The organism is Streptomyces sp. NPDC045955, assembly GCF_056430805.1.
In genome coordinates this window covers 135,847-155,039 of record NZ_JBWKKY010000011.1, presented here as the reverse complement: position 1 = coordinate 155,039, position 19,193 = coordinate 135,847, and the positions used below count along the sequence as shown (strand labels likewise).

Below are 19,193 nucleotides of genomic sequence, written 5' to 3'. Positions count from 1 at the left end.
CGTCGCGCTTGCTCGTAGTTGTCGCTTTACGCGGGAATTGTGCGGCAGCGCGACGAGGGGAGCGGTAGGTGGGCGGGATCACTCTGGCGCAGGACGAACCGGCGGTGGCACCTCCCGAATCACCCGCCCCGCCGCCGGCCCCGGCCGCCGAACTGAGCCCGCGCAGAGTGCGGTTGGTCTTCCTCGCGCTCATGCCGGCCCTGTTCCTCGCCGCCCTGGAGCAGATGATCGTCGCCACGGCGCTCCCGAAGATCGTCGGTGAGCTGCACGGCCTGGACCGGATGTCCTGGGCGATCACCGCCTACCTGCTCACCGCGACCGTCGGACTGCCGGTCTACGGCAAGCTCGGCGACCTGCTCGGCCGCAAGGGCGTCTTCCAGTTCGCGATCGTCGTCTTCGTCGCCGGCTCCGCGCTCGCCGGCCGGGCGCAGACCATGGACCAGCTGATCGCCTTCCGCGCCCTCCAGGGCGCCGGAGCGGGCGGCCTCATGAGCGGGGTCCAGGCGATCATCGCGGACATCGTGCCCGCCCGGCAGCGCGGACGTTCCATGGGCCTGATCGGTGCCGCCTTCGGCCTCGCCTCCGTGGCCGGACCCCTGCTCGGCGGCTACTTCACCGACCATCTCTCCTGGCGCTGGTGCTTCTACGTCAACGTGCCCTTCGGCCTGGTCACACTGGCCGTCGTCGCCATCGCGCTGAAGCTGCCGAAACCGGCGGGCAAGGCCCGGCTCGACCTCCTCGGCGCGCTGCTGCTGACCGCCGCCTCCACCTGCCTGGTCCTGCTGACCAGCTGGGGCGGCACCGAGTACGCCTGGGACTCGCGCATGATCCTCGGCCTCGGCGCCGGAGCGGCCGTGGCGACCGTCCTCTTCCTCGTCGCCGAGCACTTCGCCGCCGAACCCCTCATCCCCCTGCGGTTGTTCAGGGACTCCGTCTTCAACGTCACCGGCCTGGTCGGCCTGGTGACCGGAGCCGGGCTGTTCGGTGCCGCCGGCTATCTGCCGACCTACCTCCAGATGGTCGACGGGGTCTCCGCCACAGAGTCGGGCCTGCTCATGCTGCCCATGACGGCCGGCATCGTCGGCGCCTCGGTCATCGCCGGACAGCTCATCAGCCACACCGGCCGTTACAAGGCCTACCCGGTCCTCGGCTGCGCCCTCTCCGCCGCCGGCCTGTGGCTGCTGTCCCGCCTCGACGCCGACACGCCCCGGCTGCACTACAGCATCTGGACGGCCGTCCTCGGCGCCGGCATCGGCATGGTGATGCCGGTGCTGATCCTCGCCGTGCAGAACTCCGTGCGCCCCGCCGACCTGTCCACCGCGACCAGCGCCAACAACTATTTCCGGCAGATCGGCGGCAGCGTCTCGGCCGCCGTCCTCGGCACGTTCCTCGCCGGCCGGCTCGCCGACGCCCTGGCCCACCACCCGTCCACGCGCGCGGGCGACCGGCTCCCCGACCCCGAGTCCCTCACCCCGCAGCTCGTGCACGCCCTGCCCCCCAGGCTGCGCGACGGCTACATCGGGGCGTACGCCGATGCCATGCCGCGGATCTTCCTCTACCTGGTGCCGGTGCTGGTCCTCGGGCTGGTCATCGCCCTCTTCCTCAAGGAGAAACCCCTGGTGTCCCACCACGCATCCGTCACCGACCCGGACACGGAGCCGGGAAGGGCCCCGATCCCGCGGGCCCGCGCTCCGCACACCGCCGGGGTCCCCGTCTGCGGCTCGGTGCAGCACCACGACGGGACCGTCGTGGCCCGCGCGGCGCTCACCCTCATCGACGTCACCGGCCGGCAGACCGGACGCGGCGCGAGCGGTGAGGACGGGCGCTACGCGCTGGCCACTCCGGGTCCCGGCTCCTACGTGCTGATCGCCGCCGCGGGCGGCCACCAGCCGCAGGCGGTCTCCGTGACCGTCGGCGAGCGCCCCGTCGAACTGGACATCGTCCTCGGCGGCGCGGGCAACCTCGTCGGCAGCGTGGTCACCGCCGACGGCACCCCCGTACGGGACGCCGGCGTCACGCTCACCAATGCGCACGGCGAGGTCGTGGCCACCACCCGCAGCGGCCGCGAGGGCGGCTACGTCATCACCGGTCTGGTGGCCGGCGAGTACACCCTCGCCGCCAGCGCCCCCGCCTTCCGCCCGGCCGCGGTCCCGGTCACCGTCCAGGCCGCCCGCGAGACCCGCCGGGACATCGAACTGGCCGGCGGCGCCCTCCTGCGCGGCACCGTCCGGGCGGGCGGCGGGCGGCCCGTGGAGGACGCGCGGGTGACGCTGCTCGACGTGGCGGGCAACGTCGTCGACACCCTCACCACCGGCCCGGACGGCACGTTCCGGTTCGTCGACCTGTCCTCCGGCGAGTACACCGTCATCGCCGCCGGCTACCCGCCCGTCGCCACCGTCCTCCAAGTCGCCGGAGGCGGCCGCACCGAGCGGGACCTCCAGCTCGGACACGAGGACTGACCCGCACCGGCGCGCGGGGTCGCACGCCGGTGCGCACCCCGCGCGAGGAATTCCCCCGTTGCCGCACACGGCAACCGGCGGTCGCCGTACGGTGGTGACGCTGGCACAGATCTTGCTGATCCGCGGGGAGAGAGGGCCTGGGCCATGGACCGTGGCACCGACAGGGACACACCCGCCGGCCCCGAAGCCGGGCACGGCACGGTGACGGACGCCACGGAGCCCGGCCGTGTCCCCCTGGCCGTGGTCGTCGTCGACCGCGAAGGCCTCGTGTCGCACTGGAGCAGGGGCGCACGGCGCCTGTTCGGCGTCCCCAAGGACGAGGCCATCGGCCGTCCGGCCCTCGACCTGCTTCCCGTCTCCGGCGCACTTCCCGAGGACCAGGACACCACCCCGTACGGGGCCTACGACGCACTGGGCCCCGGCCTCGGACCGTCCCTCGACGGCGGGCTGTCCTACCCGGCGTCGGGCCGCGCCCGGCTCACCGCACCCGGCAGCGACCGGGTCGACGTCCTGTGGTGGGCCTACCCCCTGGTCGGCCCCGGCCCCGAGCGGCTGCTCGTACTGGCCGCCGACGCGGACGGGCTGCGCGCCGGCGGCACCGACGGGGCGTTCGAGCGGATCGCGCCCGGCTTCGCGCTGCACACCGACTTCCCCGGGTCGGAGGACCTCGCCCGCAGGCTCCCCGAGATCCTGCCCAGCATGAGCGTCGGCGAGAGCGCCCGCATCGTCGCGCAGGTCCTCGAACTCGGCTACCCCGTCCTGGAGTTCAGCCAGAACGACCGGGTGCCCGTCACCCCGGACTGGGGCGTCGCCCGGCGCGCCGAGCGCAAGGCACGCCGGGAACGGGCCGCGCGGGCCCTGGCCGCCGGCGAGCCCCTCCCGGAGGAACTGCGCGACGAGGGCGAGGACCTCGAGTACGCCGCCGTCCGCGAGCGCCTGGAGTTCCTCAACGAGGTCAGCGGCCGCATCGGCACCTCCCTCGACCTGTCCCGCACGATCATCGAGGTCAGCAGGGCCGTCGTGCCCCGCTTCACCGACGTCGCCGGGACCTATCTGCGCGAACAGGTCGTCGCGGGCGAGGGGTTCCCGGAGGGCGTGCCCGACACGACGACCCTGTGGCACCGGGTCGCCGTCGAGCACACCGACGAACCCGGCCGCTGGGACGACGTCGTGCCCGTCGGCGAGGCCATGCCCTTCCCGGCGCACACGCCGTTCTTCCAGTGCATGACGACCGGCGAACCCGTGCTCATGCCGCGCATCAGCGAGGAGATGGGCCACGCCATCGCCGCGCAGTTCGAGAAGCGCGACATCCGGCCGCTCATCACGGGCCGCTCCATGCTGGTCGTCCCCCTGAAGGCCCGCCAGGTCGTGCTCGGCTTCATGATCCTTCTGCGGCACCCGGAGCGGCCCGTCTTCAACGACATGGACCGGGTCACGGGCGCCGAACTCGCCGCCCGCGCGGGCCTCGTGCTCGACAACGCGCGCATGTACACGTTCCAGGAGAACGTCGCCGAGACGCTCCAGGACAGCATGCTGCCGCACATCCCGCCCCGTATGGCGGGCTGTGACATCGCCACGCGCTATCTGCCCGGCACGCTGCTCGGCCGGGTCGGCGGTGACTGGTTCGACGCGGTGAAGCTGCCCGGCGGGCGCACCGCGTTCGTCGTGGGCGACGTCATGGGCCACGGACTGAACTCGGCCGCGATGATGGGCCAGTTGCGGACGGCCGTGCAGACCATGGCCGGGCTCGACCTGCCGCCCGCCCAGCTGCTGCGCAACCTCGACGACCTCGCCCAGCGCCTCGGCGACAGCTACCTCGCGACGTGCCTGTACGCCGTCTACGACCCGATCGCGGGCGAACTGCACCTCGCCAACGCCGGTCACATCCCGCCCGTCCTGGTCCGCGCCGACGACGGGCGCAGCGAACTGCTCGACCTGCCCACCGGGGCGCCCATCGGCGTCGGCGGGGTGCCCTTCGAGGCGGTACGGGTGCGCGTCGGGCCCGGCGACCGGCTGGTGATGTGCACCGACGGGCTGGTCGAGGTGCGCGGCGAGGACATCGGCGTGGGTCTGGCGACCCTCTGCGCATCCGCCGCCCACCCGGCCGCCTCCATGGACGACGCCTGCGACACGATCATCCGGTCCCTCAACACGTGTGGCGGCCGCAAGGACGACGTGGCGCTGCTCATGGCCCGCCTGAACGGCATCGAACCGGACGACGTGGCCGAGTGGCGGCTCGCCCTCGAACCGGCCGAGGTCGGCCGGGCCCGCGCGGCGGTCCGCGAGCAACTGCACCACTGGGGCCTGGCGAAGCTGGCCGCGCCCGCCGAGCTCATGGTCAGCGAACTCGTCACCAACGCCGTACGGCACTCCCGCGCCCGCCCCGTCGAACTGCGCCTGGTCCGCGGCGACACCCTGCTGTGCGAGGTGGACGACGACGACCACGAGCTGCCGACGCTGCTCGGCGCGGGCCCACTCGACGACGCCGGGCGCGGTCTGCGGGTCGTCAGCACACTGTCCCGCGAGTGGGGTACCAGCCGGACGAATGCCGGCAAGACGGTCTGGTTCGAGCTGACCCTGCCGCGCCGCTGAACACCGCCGGGGCGAATCGGGAGGGAGGGGACACGGTTCAGCGAACCGACTCGGCATCGCGGAGCGCACGGTGAAGGTCCAGCCGACACGGGCGCGCGTCCGAACGCCGCGCCCGGAACACCACCGCGTCGAACGCGAGGTGAAGGAACGCGCCCCTTCCTTGTGGCCGTGACCCGGGCGCGGTACACCGTACTCGCCCGTCACACCTGGCGGGATTCGTTCGCATCCTGGGGAGTAGGGCATGAGCGTGACGAGCCGGTACCGGGAGGCCTGGGAGGGGTTCTGGCGGGAGGCGTCCGGCGAACCGGGGGTGGTGATGTGGGACGCCGAGCCGGCCGTGACCGCCGGCCCGCATCTCGCCCTGTTCGAACCCCACCTGGCCGATCCAGCGCTGCCGCTGGTGGACCTCGGCTGCGGCAACGGCACCCAGACGCGCTTCCTCGCCGACCGCTTCCCCCGCGTCGTGGGCGCCGATCTGTCCGCCGCGGCCCTCGACCACGCCCGGCGGGCCGACCCGGCGGGGCAGGCTTCCTACCGGCAGCTGGACGCAGCCGAGAAGAGCGCGGCGCAGGCCCTGCACGCGGAGTTCGGCGACACCAACGTGTACATGCGGGGCGTGCTGCACCAGTGCGAGCCGGACGACAGGCAGGCGCTGGTCGACGGGATCGCCACGCTGGTCGGCGACCGGGGCCGGGCCTTCCTCGTGGAGCTGTCGGGGGCGGCCAAGGCGGTGCTGCTGGGGCTGGCGAGCGGTCCGGCCGGGCCGCCGCCCAAGCTCGCGCCCGTGTTCCGGCACGGCCTCGCCCCCGGCGAGGTCTCCGACGACGCCGTACCCGCCTATCTGCGCTCGGCCGGTCTCACCGTCCTCGCGAGCGGCGAACTCCCCCTGGTGACCACGGAGTTCCACCCCGACGGCACACGCGTCGAGCTCCCGTCGAGGTGGCTGGTGGCGGGGCGTACGACCTGAGGCGGACGGTCAGCGGTCCGGGCCGCCCAGCCGGTCGGCCAGGCACGCCAGGTACAGGGCCATGGCCGTCCGGTGCTCGCGCAGCGGGCGGCCGGTGAGCTGCTCGATCTTGTTCATGCGGTAGACGACGGTGTTGCGGTGGATGTGCAGCGCCGTCGACGCCCGTACGAGGTTGAAGCCGCTCTCGCACCAGGCGGTGATCGTGTCCCGGAGAGCCGGCCAGTCCGGTTGCTCCCGCAGCCGCGCGGCGGTCAGGTCGAGCAGCCGGGTCCGGGCGGACTGGCTCACCGCCGCCAGCAGCTGGTGGACGCGCAGGTCGCCGATCGAGTGGACGGTGGAGCCGCCGTCCACCCGGGCGCCCAGGCGCAGCGCGTCGCACGCGTCCTGGTACGAGTCGTGCAGAGCGCCGACGGAGGTGGCCGGTTCGCCGATGCCCGCGCGGGCGGTGAGTCCCTCCTGGGCGGCGATGACGTCCGTGACCCGGCGGCAGTCGGCGGCCGGCGCGTCCGCCGGGGCCCGGGCCGGCAGCCGGTGCAGGACGCCGATCCAGCCGGGAGCGGTGCCGGCGACGATGTCCTGCGGGTCGGCGAAGACGTCGCGGACCGTACGCAGCAGCTCGGAACGGACCAGCGTGACGTCCCGGGCCCGGGCAACCCGACGCGCGCCCGAATCCGGTACGGTCACCTCGAAGGCCACCGCGACGCGGCGCAGCCGCAGGTCGAAGCCGAGGTCGGCGGCCCGGAACAGCAGGAGGTCGCCCTCCACGACCAGCGGGTCGTACGCGGCGATGTCGGTGAGCAGTTTCTCGGCCGCACGCTCGGCGAGCAGCCGGGAGCGCAGCATCACCGACTCCCGGATCAGGATCTCCGTCTGCCGCTTCACCAGCAGACCGAAGCGGCCCACCTGGGCGGGGGTGCCGGTGATCCCGACGGTGCCCACCGCCCGCCCGTCCGTGACCAGGGGCAGGGTGATCCCGGGGCGGACCCCGCGCAGCGACTGGGCCTGTGACGCGTTGTGCGTGGCGGGTTCCTTGGTGCGGACGACCTCGACGGACGCCTCGTGGAAGGTGCCGACGCGGCTGCTGTCGCCGCTGCCGATGACCATGCCCTCCGCGTCGGTGATCAGCACGTTGAAGCCGATGACCGCGGAGGTGTCCCCGGCGATCTCCTGCGCGAGTGACGGACTCAGCATGGGCGATTCCTCCCGCCAGGGGCGGTCCGGGTTGGACGCACCGTACAGGGGAGGCAGGCATTCCGGCGACAAGTCCGTACGAAGTGAACGGTGACGCGCGGCGGGCCTGTGCCTAGCGTATGGGCCTCATCACCTCCCCGCCGGGAGCACGGTGTCCGGTGAATCGGCGGGATCCTTCAGCACCGAGACGGAAGGCCCGAGCCGATGATCCGTGTGCGCTCGCTCGCTCTCGCTTTGTCCGCGATGCTCCTGATGTCCACCTCCGCCTGCGGCTCGGGCGGGGACGACGCCCCGAAGAACGTGTCCGCCGAGACCGCCGCGCTGGGCACGCTCACGCCCGGCGTCCTCAAGGTCGCCGTCCAGCCCTACGCCCCGTACACCAGCGTGCAGGGCGGCAGAATCGTCGGACTCGACGGTGACATCCTCGCCTACGCCGCCAAGAAGCTGGGCCTGAAGGTCGAGCCGGAGGTGACGGACTTCGCGGGCATGCTCGCCGGGGTGCAGTCCCGGCGGGTCGACATCACCGTCGGCGGCGTCGCCTGGTCCGCCGACCGGCAGAGACAGGGGCTGTTCACCGATCCGCCCTACTACTCGCCCCCGGCGATGGCCGTCCGCAGCGGCAGGACGTACAAGACGGTCGGGGACCTGGAGGGCCTGAACCTGGGCACCGTCGAGGGCTACGTCTGGGTCAAGTCCATCCAGGCCGTGCCGGGAGGCAAGCTGCACGCCTACCCCGACGCCAACGGCGTCTTCGACGACCTGGGCGCGGGCCGCGTCGACGTCGGCTTCCTCGACCCGCTGATCATCATCGCGGCGCAGAAGCAGCGCCCGGAGCTGAAGATCGACACCCAGTACCTCACGCCGCCGACCGCAGCGCAGGTGAAGGCCAAGCCCGCCTACGCGTACTTCCAGCCGTACCAGACCGGCTTCTACCTGCCGAAGAAGGCCACGAAGCTGGAGCGGGCGATCTCCGCGCAGATCGACGCCATGTACGAGAACGGCGAGCTGGACAAGCTCGTCCGCAAGTACGGCGGCGACCCGAAGCAGTTCCTCGTGCCCGCCGCCGACGTCGCCACGGCCCGCCGCGGCGTGGACCGGCCCGAGGACTGGACGCCCCCGTCCATCGCCCAGTGAAAGCAGCCGCCATGTCCGGTCTCTTCGAGGTGCCCTGGTCCGACTACCGGCCCGATCTCGTCTCCGCGCTCGGGCGCACCGTGTCCTACACGGTCGTCAGCTTCTCGGGAGCGGTGTTCCTCGGCCTGGCCGTGGCGCTGCTCCGGCTCAGCAGGGCCTGGCCGGCGCGCGCCCTCGCCGCCGTCTACACCGAGGTGTTCAAGAACGTCCCGCTGCTCGCCATCATCTTCCTGACCTACTTCGGTCTCGCCTCGGCCGGGATCCGGCTGGACGTCTTCACGGCCGGCTGCCTCAGCCTGATCGTCTTCTACGCCGCCTACCTGTCCGAGATCTTCCGCGCGGCGATCAGCGGCGTGCACGCCGGGCAGACCGAGGCCGGTGAGGCCCTGGGGATCGGCAGGACCGGCATCTTGGGCCACATCGTGCTCCCGCAGGCACTCCGGCTGGCGCTGCCCGGCACCAACACCATGCTCGTCGACCTGCTCAAGTCCACCTCGCTGCTGGTCACCGTCTCCGCCGCCGAGCTGATGTCCGAGGGGCGGCTCATCACCTCGGCCACCTTCCGGGCCCTGGAGGTGTACCTGGTCATCGCGGCGATCTACTTCGCCCTGTGCTACCCGCTGTCCCAGCTGCTGCTGCTCCTGGAGCGGAAGGTCCGGTCGGGAGTGCCCCTGTCGCCATGGCGACGGCGGCGTCTGCGGGCTGCCTGTGCCCTGCTGGCCGCCGAGCCGGCCGCCGCCGTTCCCGTGAAGGAGGTCTCCGCATGACCGAGTCAGTGGCCGCGGCGACGCCCGCCGCCCGGGCCTCCTCCCAGGCCGTCATACGGATCGAGGGGCTGTGCAGGTCCTTCGACGGCCGGCTCGTGCTCGACCGGGTGAACCTGGAGGTCGGCCGGGGCAGCATCGTCAGCGTCATCGGGCAGAGCGGGGGCGGGAAGACGACCCTGATGCGCTGCGTGAACCTGCTGGAACGCCCGGACCAGGGCACCGTCGAGGTCGCCGGGGAGACCGTCCACCAGGGCGGCCGCATGGTCTGCCGCGACCTGCCCCGGCTGCGCCGCACGGTCGGCATGGTCTTCCAGCGGTTCCATCTGTTCCCGCACCTGACCGCCGTGGAGAACGTGGTGCTCGCGCAGCGCAAGGCGGGCGTGCCCGAACCGCAGGCCCTTGAGCGGGCCGTGGCGCTGCTGCGCCGGGTCGGGGTGGCCCACCGCGCCCTCGCCCAGCCCGAGCAGCTCTCCGGCGGCGAGCAGCAGCGCGTCGCCATCGCGCGGGCCCTCGCCCTCAGGCCCGAGGTGCTGCTCTTCGACGAGCCCACCTCCTCCCTGGACCCCGAGGCGACCCGGGAGGTGCTGAGCGTGATGCGCGAACTGGCCGCCGACGGGATGACGATGCTGCTCGTCACCCACGAACTGCCCTTCGCCCGGGAGGTGTCCGACCACGTCGTGTTCGTCGACGGCGGCCGGATCGTGGAGGAGGGCCGGCCCGAGGACGTCCTGGACACTCCCGCCGAGGCCCGCACCAGGGAGTTCCTCGCGTCGTACGGGAACGCGTCGTGAGCGCCGTGTCGGGTACCGCGGACCCGGTCGTCGTCGTGGGCGGCGGTGTCGTGGGGCTGTGCACGGCCTACTACCTGGCCGCCGCGGGGCTGCCGGTGGAGGTGGTCGAGCGGCGCCGGGTCGGGTCCGGGGCGTCGCGGGGCAACGCCGGCTGGGTCTGCCTCAGCCACTCGACGCCGGTGCCGGCCCCGGGCGTGGTGCGCTACGCCCTGCGCTCGCTGGGCCGCCCCGACTCCCCGCTCTACCTGCGGCCGCTGCCGGACCCGGCGTTCGTACGGTGGCTGTGGCGGTTCTGGCGCAGCAGCACCCCGGCCGCCTTCAAGCGCGGCTACGCGGCGGTCGCCGAGCTGAACCGCGAGACCTTCGGCCTGTTCGACGGCATGCGCGAGGCCGGGGTGGACACGACGCTGACCCGGCCCGGGATGGTGCACGCTTTCCTGTCGCCGGCCGAGGCCCGGCACCACCTCGCGATCCAGCGGGAGATGGCGGACGGGCACTACCCCGTGCCCGACGACATCGTCACGGGCACCGAGGCCCACCTGCTGGACGAGGCGCTGTCACCGGCCGTGCGCGCGGCCTACCTGGTGGCGGGGGAGGGGGTCGTCGACCCGGAGGCGTTCGCGCGTGCCCTGGGCGAGGCGCTGGCCGCCGCGGGTGTGAAGATCCATGAGAACGCCGAGGTCACCGGGTTCCGGTCGGCCGGCGGCCGGATCACCGCCCTGCGTACCGCCGACACGGAACTGCCCTGCGCGGCGGTCGTCGTCGCGGCGGGCATGCGTTCGTCGGATCTGCTCGGGCTCCTGGGGCACCGTCTGCCGCTCCAGGCGGGCAAGGGCTACAGCTTCTCCGTGGACCTGGATCCGGCGCCCCGGCACACGCTGTACTTCGGTGAGCGCCGGGCCGTCGCCTCGCCGATCGGCGGCAGCACGCGGATCGGCGGCACGATGGAGCTCAGCGGCAACAACAATCGCCTCGACTGGCGCCGTATCGTCGCGGTCGCCCTCGCGAGCCGGCACTACCTGGGCCGCTGGTTCGACGACCCGGACGACCTGGTCGGCCTGATCCGGGACCCCTGGGTCGGCGGGCGCCCGTTCCTCCCCGACGGGCTCCCGGTGATCGACCGCGTCCCGGGGCACGACAACGCCTACGCTGCCACCGGCCACGGCATGCTCGGGGTCACCCTGGGTCCGGTCACCGGGCACCGGCTCGCCCGGTACGTCGCCACCGGGCGGCGGCCCGAGGCCCTCGTGCCCTTCGGCTTCGACCGGCTGCGGAGCTGAGCGCGACGCGGTCTGGTGGGCGGGGTTTTTGTCGGTGTACGGTCATGTCGCCCCGATCCGTGCACCTGTCTCGTCCCCCGGAGGACAGTCATGCCGTTGCCCTGGTTACGGATGCTGGTCGCGTCGACGGCGGCGATGGCGCTGGCCGGTCCGCCCGCCGTCGCCACCGCCGCCCCGCCGGACCGGGACGGAGTGCGGGCGAGCGTGCACACCCCCGGGCGCGTCAAGGACGCCGGAGACGTGCTCCAGTACAGCTGGCCCGGCGTGTACTTCGAGGGCCGGTTCCGCGGCACCGGCGTGGGCGTCGTGCTCGACGACCCGGCCGCCGACTACGACGTCCAGATCGACGGAACCACCGTCGCCACCCTCGTCACGCCGGGCAGGACCACCCACTGGATCAACGGTCTCCGAGACGGCGTGCACACCGTCCGGCTCGTCAAACGCAACGACACCCCCTGGAGCACCAGCTCGTTCGGCGGCTTCGTCGCCGCGCCCGGCGGTGCCGTCCTCACCAGGCCGGCCGCGCGCAGCCGCCAGATCGAGTTCGTCGGCGACTCCCTCACGGCGGGCTACGGCAACCTCTCGGCCTCCCGCGACTGCACCGGCGAGCAGGTCGCGCGCACCACGAACGCCGACGTGAGCTACGGCGCCCTCACCGCCCGGCGGCTGCGCGCCGACTACCAGGTCAACGCGTATTCGGGCCTGGGGATGGTCCGCAACTACAACGGCGGGACACCGGAGGTGAACTACCGCACCTTCTACGACCGGGCCCTGCTGAACGTGCCCGGCGACGTCTGGCAGAACCCGGGCACCTGGCGGCCGCAGCTGGTGGTGGTCCACCTCGGCACCAACGACTTCTCGACGCCCGTCAACCCGGGCGAGCCGTGGACCGACGAGAGCCTCGCCGCCGCCTACCGCAGCGCCTACAGCGGTTTCCTCCAGAAGCTGCGGACGCGCTACGGAGCCGGGACCACCGTGGTGGCCGTCGGCGCCGGGCCGTTCGCCGGACACGTCGAGCAGGTCGTCCAGGAACGTACCGCAGCCGGCGACCGCCGGGTCCGCTACTGGCGCCTCGACGACACGGGTCTGGACTACACGGGCTGCCACTGGCACTACTCGGCCCGTGACAACCGGCTGCTCGCCGACCGGCTCACCGCGTTCATCAGCGACCTGTCGATACGGTGGTGACATGTCGTAGCCGGTTCCGCCCGCAGCGCGTAACGTGACGAACCATGAAGATCTCCATCCGGGGGGACGGCTCGTCATGAGAATCCTCATCAGCGCCGACATGGAGGGCGCCACCGGCGTCACCTGGCCCGACGACGTGCTGCCAGGGGCCTCGCAGTGGGAACGCTGCCGCTCGCTCTTCACCTCCGACGTCAACGCCGCCGTGCTCGGCTTCTACGACGGCGGAGCCGACGAGGTCGTCATCAACGAGGCGCACTCGACCATGCGCAATCTGCTGCTGGAGCACCTCGACGAACGGGCCCAGCTGCTCACCGGCCGGCACAAGGCGCTGTCCATGGTGGAGGGCGTGCAGCACGGCGACGTGGACGGCATCGCGTTCGTCGGCTACCACGCGGGCGCCGGCATGGAGGGCGTCCTCGCGCACACCTACCTCGCGAACCAGATCACCGGCGTGTGGCTGAACGACGTACCCGCCAGCGAGGGGCTGCTCAACGCCCGTGTCGTCGCCGAGTTCGGGGTGCCGGTCGTGCTGGTCACCGGGGACGACGTCGCCTGCGAGGACGCCCTCGGGTACGCGCCCGAGGCGCTGAAGGTCGCCGTGAAGGACCACGTCTCGCGGTACGCCGCCGTGTGCCGCACGCCCGCCAGGACCGCGGCCGACATCCGGGCGGCGGCCAAGGAGGCGGCCTCGCTGGCGGTGCGTCACGAACCGGTCCAAGGCGGCCCGTTCACCGTCGCCGTCGAGTTCGACGCCGAGCACCTGGCCATGGCCGCCACCGTCGTGCCGGGTGTGGACCGGATCGGGGAGCGGAAGGTGGCCTACACGAGCGAGACCATGTACGAGGGCATCCGCGCCTTCAAGGCGGTCACCACGATCGTCTCGGCCGCGGTGGAGGAGCAGTATGGCTGAGCAGCCGGACGGGCAGGCGCTGGACGAGGTCGTGACGTTCACGTCCGACCTGATCCGGATCGACACCACCAACCGGGGCGGGGGCGACTGCCGGGAACGGCCCGCCGCCGAGTACGCCGCCGCGCGGCTCGCCGAGGCCGGCATCGAGCCGACGCTCCTGGAGCGCACCAAGGGCCGCACCAACGTCGTCGCCCGCATCGAGGGCACCGACCCCTCGGCCGACGCGCTGCTGCTCCACGGCCATCTGGACGTCGTACCCGCCGCGGCCGCCGACTGGAGCGTGCACCCGTTCTCCGGGGAGATCCGCGACGGGGTCGTCTGGGGGCGCGGCGCCGTCGACATGAAGAACATGGACGCGATGATCCTGGCCGTGGTCCGCGCCTGGGCGCGCCAGGGCGTCCGTCCCCGGCGGGACATCGTCATCGCGTTCACCGCTGACGAGGAGGCCAGTGCCGAGGACGGCTCCGGGTTCCTCGCCGACCGGCACGCCGCGCTGTTCGAGGGCTGCACCGAGGGCGTCAGCGAGTCGGGCGCCTTCACCTTCCACGACGGCGCGGGACGGCAGATCTACCCCGTCTCGGCCGGTGAGCGGGGCACCGCCTGGCTGAAGCTCACCGCGCGCGGCCGGGCCGGGCACGGCTCCAAGGTGAACAAGGACAACGCGGTCACCCGGCTCGCGGCCGCGATCACCCGGATCGGCGAGCACGAGTGGCCCCTGCGGCTGACCCCGACGGTGCGCGCCGCGCTCACCGAACTCGCCGCGCTGTACGGCATCGAGGCCGACCTGACCGACGTGGACCGGCTGCTCGACAAGCTCGGACCGGCCGCCCGGCTCGTCGAGTCGACCGTCCGCAACAGCGCCAACCCGACCATGCTGGACGCCGGTTACAAGATCAACGTGATTCCCGGGGAGGCCGTGGCCCACGTGGACGGCCGGTATCTGCCCGGCGGTGAGGACGAGTTCCGCGACACCCTCGACCGGCTCACCGGGCCGGACGTGGAGTGGGAGTTCCACCACCACGAGGTGGCCCTCCAAGCGCCGGTGGACTCGGCGACGTTCGCCCGGATGCGGGGCGCCGTCGAGGAGTTCGCCCCGGAAGGACACGTGGTGCCCTACTGCATGTCCGGCGGCACGGACGCCAAGCAGTTCTCCCGCCTCGGCATCACCGGCTACGGCTTCACACCGCTGAAGCTGCCGGAGGGCTACGACTACAACGCCATGTTCCACGGCGTCGACGAGCGGGTCCCCGTTGAGGCGCTGCACTTCGGTGTCCGCGTGCTCGACCGGTTCCTGCGGACGGCCTAGGGGAGTGGGGAAGACGGTGCGGACACTGCCGTACGGGGCGTGGCCCTCGCCCATCGACGCGGCGCTGGCCGCCGCGCACGACGGGCATCCGGAGTACGTGGGGTTCGTCGGCGACGAGGTGTGGTGGACCGAGCCGCGCCCCGCAGAGGCGGGCAGGCGCGTCCTGGTGCGGCGGCACAATCAGGAGGTGGGGCGCGAAGCGCCTCGTTGGAGGGGTGGTGGCGGGCGACGGGAGGGCGGCACGGAGGAGTCGGTGCTGCCCGCGCCGTGGAACGTGCGCAGCCGGGTCATCGAGTACGGCGGACATCCCTGGGCCGCCCTCCCGCAGGAGAACGGCCCGCTGGTGGTCTTCGTGCACTTCGCCGACCAGCGGCTGTACCGGTACGAGCCGGGCGGCGAGCCTCGTCCGCTCACGCCCGTGTCCGACGTGGGCGCGGGCCTGCGCTGGGCGGAGCCGCGACTGCGGCCCGAGCGGGGCGAGGTGTGGTGCGTGCTGGAGGAGTTCACCGGCCCTGGGCCCGCCGATGTGCGCCGTGTCCTGGCCGCCGTACCGCTGGACGGCTCCGCCGCCCGGGACCGGAACGCCGTACGCGAACTCACCGACGGCCGGCACCGGTTCGTGACCGGAGCGCGGCTGTCGCCCGACGGGCGGCGGGCGGCCTGGCTCGCCTGGGACCATCCGCGCATGCCGTGGGACGGCACCGAACTGCTCCTCGCCGACGTCGGCCCCGACGGCACCCTGCACGGCGCCCGGACCGTGGCGGGCGGGCCCGGCGAGTCCATCGCGCAGGCCGACTTCACCCATGACGGCCGCCTGCTGTACGCGAGCGACCGCAGCGGCTGGTGGAACCTCTACCGCGACGGGGAGCCCCTGTGCCCTCGCGAGGAGGAGTTCGCCGGGGCGCTGTGGAAACCGGGCATGCGATGGTTCACGCCGCTCGGCAGCGGCCTGATCGCCGTCGTCCACGGCCGGGGCACCACCGCCCTCGGCATCCTGGACCCCGAGACCGGTGAGGTCGTCGACGCGGCCGGGCCCTGGACCGAGTTCGCCGCCACGCTCGCGGCATATGGCGAGAGGGTCGTCGCCGTCGGCGCCAGCCCGCGCAGCGCCTACGAGGTCGTCGAGCTGGACGCCGGCACCGGCCACGCGCGCGTCATCGGCGCCGGGCACGACGACGCCGTGGACCCCGCGTACTACCCCGAGCCCCGGATCCGCACCTTCACCGGCCCCGACGGACGTGACATCCACGCCCACGTCTACCCGCCGCACCACCCCGGCTGCGTCGCCCCCGCCGACGAGCTGCCGCCGTACGTCGTCTGGGCGCACGGCGGGCCCACCGGACGCGCGCCGCTCGTGCTCGACCTGGAGATCGCCTACTTCACCTCGCGCGGCATCGGCGTCGCCGAGGTCGACTACGGCGGCTCCACCGGATACGGCCGCGCGTACCGCGAACGGCTGCGCGAGCAGTGGGGCGTGGTCGACGTCGAGGACTGCGCCGCCGTCGCCCTGGCCCTCGCCGACGAGGGCACCGCCGACCGCGACCGGCTCGCCGTACGGGGCGGCAGCGCGGGCGGCTGGACCGCGGCCGCCTCGCTCACCACGACCGACGTCTACGCCTGCGGCACGATCAAGTACCCCATCCTCGACCTCACGGGCTGGGGCACGGGCGAGACCCACGACTTCGAGTCGCACTACCTGGAGAGCCTGATCGGGCCGCTCGCCGATGTACCCGCGCGCTACACGGAGCGCTCGCCCGCCACCCACGCCGACCGCCTCCACGTGCCGTTCCTGCTGCTCCAGGGCCTGGACGACGTGATCTGCCCGCCCGTCCAGTGCGAACGGTTCCTGGCCCGGCTGGGGGACCGGCCGGTACCGCACGCCTACCTCGCCTTCGAGGGGGAGGGACACGGGTTCCGCCGGGCGGAGACCATGGTGCGCGCCCTGGAGGCCGAACTCTCCCTGTATGCCCAGGTGTTCGGACTGAACCCGCCCGGCGTCCCGACCCTGGAGCTCACAAAGTGAGACCTCTGCTGCGACCGCCCCGACTCGCCCCCGGCGCCCGCGTGGCCGTCGTCGCGCCCAGCGGGCCCGTGCCCGAGGAGCGGCTCCAGGCCGGGCTCGACGTCCTGCGCGGCTGGGACCTCGACCCCGTGGTGGCACCCCATGTTCTCGGCCGCCACCGGGAGTTCGGCTACCTGGCCGGCACGGACGCCCAGCGGGCCGCCGACCTCCAGAACGCCTGGTGCGACCCGGCCGTCGCCGCGGTGCTGTGCGCCCGGGGCGGGTAGGGGGCGCAGCGCATGGTGGACCTGCTCGACTGGGAGGCGATGCGGTCGGCGGGCCCTAAGGTGTTCGCCGGGTTCAGCGACATCACCGTCCTGCACCAGGCGTTCGCCACCCGCCTGGGACTGGCCACCCTGTACGGCCCGGCGGCGGCCGGTGTCGACTTCCTCAAGGACGCCCGGGCGCAGGAACATCTGCGCGCGACCCTCTTCGACCCCGAGTCCGTGCAGACGGTCACCGCCGTGCCCCCGGGCGGCACCGCGCTGGTGCCAGGGCGGGCCCGTGGCGTCACCCTGGGCGGCTGCCTCAGCCTGCTCGCGAGCGACCTCGGCACCCCGCACGCCCTCGCGGGTGCCCGGGGCGGGCTGCTGCTGATCGAGGACGTGGGCGAGAGCCCGTACCGCGTCGACCGGTATCTGACCCAACTCCTGCGCACCGGCTGGCTGGACGGGGTCGCCGGGATCGTGCTCGGCTCCTGGGCGGCGTGCGGCCCGTACGAGGAGCTGCGCGCGGTGCTCGCCGACCGGCTCGGTGGCCTCGGTGTCCCTGTCGTGGAGGAGTTCGGGTTCGGGCACGGCGAGGGCGCGCTGACGATGCCACTCGGCGTCCCGGCCGAACTGGACGCCGGCGCGGGCACGGTGACGTTCGACGCGCCGGCCCTGGGCTGAGTGGGCCGCTACTGAAATCTCTCGCTCCGGGCGCCGCTCCGGCCGCCCCCGTGGCGCAGGGGGTGGCCGTGGTCGGCGGACCGCGCGAGTCCGGCGTGCTCCGGCTGCCGGTCGCCGGGTCCGGAGGTCGCCGGGTTCTGAAAAGTCACCGCCTGCGCGGTTACTGTGGCGGGGTGCCGCACAACGCATCCCGCTACCTCGCCGAAGGCCCCCGGGTGGGCATACGCCACTTCACCTACGAGGACGGGGCCGAGTTCACCGCCCGCGCTCGGGAGAGCAAGGACCTGCACCAGCCGTGGCTCTTCCCGCCCGACAGCGCACCCGCGTACACCGCGTACGCGGCCCGGCTGATCGAGGACCCGTCCAAGGCAGGCTTCCTGGTCTGCGAGAAGGCCGACGGGTCCATCGCCGGGTTCATCAACATCAACAACATCGTCGAGGGCGGCTTCCAGTCCGGGACGCTGGGCTACGGCGCCTTCGCGCACGCCGCCGGGCGGGGGTTGATGCGCGAAGGGCTGGACCTCGTGGTGCGGTACGCGTTCGGCCCGATGCGGCTGCACCGGCTGGAGATCAACGTCCAGCCCCGCAACGCCCCGTCGATCGCCCTGGCCCGCGGCTGCGGATTCCGCCTGGAGGGCTTCTCGCCGAACATGCTCTTCGTCGACGGAGCCTGGCGCGACCACGAGCGCTGGGCGATCACCGCTGAGATGATCGAGGAGCCGGGGCGGCGCTGAGCCGGCCCCGGCCGGGATCACGCCTGGCGGTCCACGTACTCGTAGACCGACCCGTCCGGATGCAGGGCGATCAGGTTGCGGCCCGCCGGTGAGGCGATGGGCCCCGCGATGATGTGGGCGCCGAGCTCGGTCAGCACCTTGTACGTCTCCTCGACGTCCGTCACGGCGATCGTGGCGGCCACCTTGCGCAGCACCTCCAGTTCGGCCGGGGGGCCGCTCATCAGCAGGAAGCAGCCGATCGCCGCCACCTGGACACCGCCCCGTTCGAAGCGCTGGGCTCTGCCGCCCGCCAGCCGCTCGTAGAAGGGAATCGCGGTCTCGAGGTCGTCGACGCAAACGCGCAGTGTGGCACCCAGAATCTCCATGGGGACGAGCCTAGTTACGCGCAAGGGGGCGAGGGTACCCGGCCGGGTATGAAGCCGCTGGATCACCTGGAGCATCTGGACAAGCATCTGGTCGACGAGCTGGCACAGGTGGCGCGCGAGACCGTCCGGGACGAACTGCGCGAGCAGACGCGCAAGCAGCGCCGCAGGGCCGCGCTGTACGCCGCGTCCGGCGCCCTCGCCCTGTACGCGGGCGCGGCCCTCGCGCTCGCCGTGGGACTGGCCCTCGCCCTCGGCCTGCCCGACTGGGCCGCCGCGCTGATCACCGCCGTGATCCTGGGCGCCCTGGCGTACGTGCTGCGCGGCATGGCCCGCCCGTCCGCCTCCCCGCCGGGCCCCGCGCAGGCGGCCGGCATGACGCCGGGACACGAGAGCACCACCGCACCGGGGACCGGAGTGCCCGGTGGTGTGCCGCCCGTGCCGCCGGCCCCGCCCGCGGCAGGACCGGTCGCCGGAGCGGCCGACGGGCCCGCCCCTGGCGTCGTGCCCCCGCGGCCGACCGACGAACCCGACGTTCCTCCCCGTGGGGCGTGATCCAA

Annotated in this window: 15 protein-coding genes and 1 pseudogene; 14 read left to right on the top strand and 2 right to left on the bottom strand. The window is 73.1% G+C overall.

From position 1 onward, the window contains the following. Positions 1–68 precede the first annotated feature (68 nt). The 3 genes from AC07F0_RS23700 to AC07F0_RS23690 all read left to right on the top strand — a co-directional run bounded on the left by AC07F0_RS23700 (position 69) and on the right by AC07F0_RS23690 (position 6,018). Positions 69–2,459, top strand: coding sequence for an MFS transporter (locus tag AC07F0_RS23700; RefSeq protein ID WP_478981635.1), 2,391 nt, complete (start codon positions 69–71; stop codon positions 2,457–2,459). Between the two features lie 144 nt (positions 2,460–2,603). Beyond that, positions 2,604–5,051 carry an ATP-binding SpoIIE family protein phosphatase gene (locus AC07F0_RS23695; protein WP_478981633.1) on the top strand — a complete coding sequence of 816 codons (2,448 nt, stop codon included), beginning with the start codon at positions 2,604–2,606 and terminating at the stop codon, positions 5,049–5,051. A 241-nt stretch (positions 5,052–5,292) separates the two neighbouring features. After that, positions 5,293–6,018, top strand: coding sequence for a class I SAM-dependent methyltransferase (locus tag AC07F0_RS23690; protein ID WP_478981631.1), 726 nt, complete (start codon positions 5,293–5,295; stop codon positions 6,016–6,018). Positions 6,019–6,027: 9 nt separating this feature from the next. Here AC07F0_RS23690 and AC07F0_RS23685 read toward each other — a convergent pair whose 3' ends face one another. After that, positions 6,028–7,209 (bottom strand): CdaR family transcriptional regulator, encoded by a 1,182-nt coding sequence (locus AC07F0_RS23685; RefSeq protein ID WP_478981629.1) that lies wholly within the window; start codon positions 7,207–7,209, stop codon positions 6,028–6,030. A 204-nt stretch (positions 7,210–7,413) separates the two neighbouring features. On the opposite strand from AC07F0_RS23685, the gene AC07F0_RS23680 reads away from it, so the two are divergent. The 10 genes and pseudogenes from AC07F0_RS23680 (at position 7,414) to AC07F0_RS23635 (ending at position 18,271) form a co-directional block, all read left to right on the top strand. Next, a complete protein-coding gene (locus tag AC07F0_RS23680; protein WP_478981627.1) occupies positions 7,414–8,343 on the top strand; it encodes a substrate-binding periplasmic protein in 930 nt (309 codons plus the stop codon). Between the two features lie 11 nt (positions 8,344–8,354). Next, the gene (locus AC07F0_RS23675; RefSeq protein WP_478981625.1) at positions 8,355–9,110 is read left to right on the top strand and encodes an amino acid ABC transporter permease; all 756 of its coding nucleotides are present in this window, start codon (positions 8,355–8,357) and stop codon (positions 9,108–9,110) included. Then, positions 9,107–9,901, top strand: coding sequence for an amino acid ABC transporter ATP-binding protein (locus AC07F0_RS23670; protein ID WP_478981622.1), 795 nt, complete (start codon positions 9,107–9,109; stop codon positions 9,899–9,901). The genes AC07F0_RS23675 and AC07F0_RS23670 overlap by 4 nt, the downstream gene beginning before the upstream one ends. Then, positions 9,898–11,181 carry an NAD(P)/FAD-dependent oxidoreductase gene (locus tag AC07F0_RS23665; protein ID WP_478981620.1) on the top strand — a complete coding sequence of 428 codons (1,284 nt, stop codon included), beginning with the start codon at positions 9,898–9,900 and terminating at the stop codon, positions 11,179–11,181. The genes AC07F0_RS23670 and AC07F0_RS23665 overlap by 4 nt, the downstream gene beginning before the upstream one ends. A 135-nt stretch (positions 11,182–11,316) precedes the next feature. Beyond that, positions 11,317–12,369 (top strand): SGNH/GDSL hydrolase family protein, encoded by a 1,053-nt coding sequence (locus AC07F0_RS23660; RefSeq protein ID WP_478981863.1) that lies wholly within the window; start codon positions 11,317–11,319, stop codon positions 12,367–12,369. Between the two features lie 76 nt (positions 12,370–12,445). Next, on the top strand, positions 12,446–13,279 hold the full coding sequence (locus AC07F0_RS23655) for a M55 family metallopeptidase (protein WP_478981618.1): 834 nt from the start codon (positions 12,446–12,448) through the stop codon (positions 13,277–13,279). Beyond that, on the top strand, positions 13,272–14,585 hold the full coding sequence (locus AC07F0_RS23650; RefSeq protein WP_478981617.1) for a M20/M25/M40 family metallo-hydrolase: 1,314 nt from the start codon (positions 13,272–13,274) through the stop codon (positions 14,583–14,585). Before AC07F0_RS23655 ends, AC07F0_RS23650 begins: the two co-directional genes overlap by 8 nt. A 16-nt stretch (positions 14,586–14,601) precedes the next feature. Then, positions 14,602–16,608 (top strand): prolyl oligopeptidase family serine peptidase, encoded by a 2,007-nt coding sequence (locus AC07F0_RS23645; RefSeq protein WP_478981615.1) that lies wholly within the window; start codon positions 14,602–14,604, stop codon positions 16,606–16,608. Beyond that, positions 16,605–17,537 (top strand): annotated as a pseudogene (locus tag AC07F0_RS23640) (S66 peptidase family protein). The gene AC07F0_RS23645 and the pseudogene AC07F0_RS23640 overlap by 4 nt, the downstream one beginning before the upstream one ends. Before the next feature lie 173 nt (positions 17,538–17,710). Beyond that, on the top strand, positions 17,711–18,271 hold the full coding sequence (locus AC07F0_RS23635; RefSeq protein WP_478981613.1) for a GNAT family N-acetyltransferase: 561 nt from the start codon (positions 17,711–17,713) through the stop codon (positions 18,269–18,271). A 17-nt stretch (positions 18,272–18,288) separates the two neighbouring features. On the opposite strand, the gene AC07F0_RS23630 is transcribed toward AC07F0_RS23635, so the two are convergent. Next, on the bottom strand, positions 18,289–18,636 hold the full coding sequence (locus AC07F0_RS23630; RefSeq protein WP_478981611.1) for a VOC family protein: 348 nt from the start codon (positions 18,634–18,636) through the stop codon (positions 18,289–18,291). Between the two features lie 48 nt (positions 18,637–18,684). Here AC07F0_RS23630 and AC07F0_RS23625 point away from each other — a divergent pair, with 48 nt between their 5' ends. Continuing rightward, positions 18,685–19,188 carry a phage holin family protein gene (locus AC07F0_RS23625; protein ID WP_478981610.1) on the top strand — a complete coding sequence of 168 codons (504 nt, stop codon included), beginning with the start codon at positions 18,685–18,687 and terminating at the stop codon, positions 19,186–19,188. Positions 19,189–19,193 lie beyond the last annotated feature (5 nt).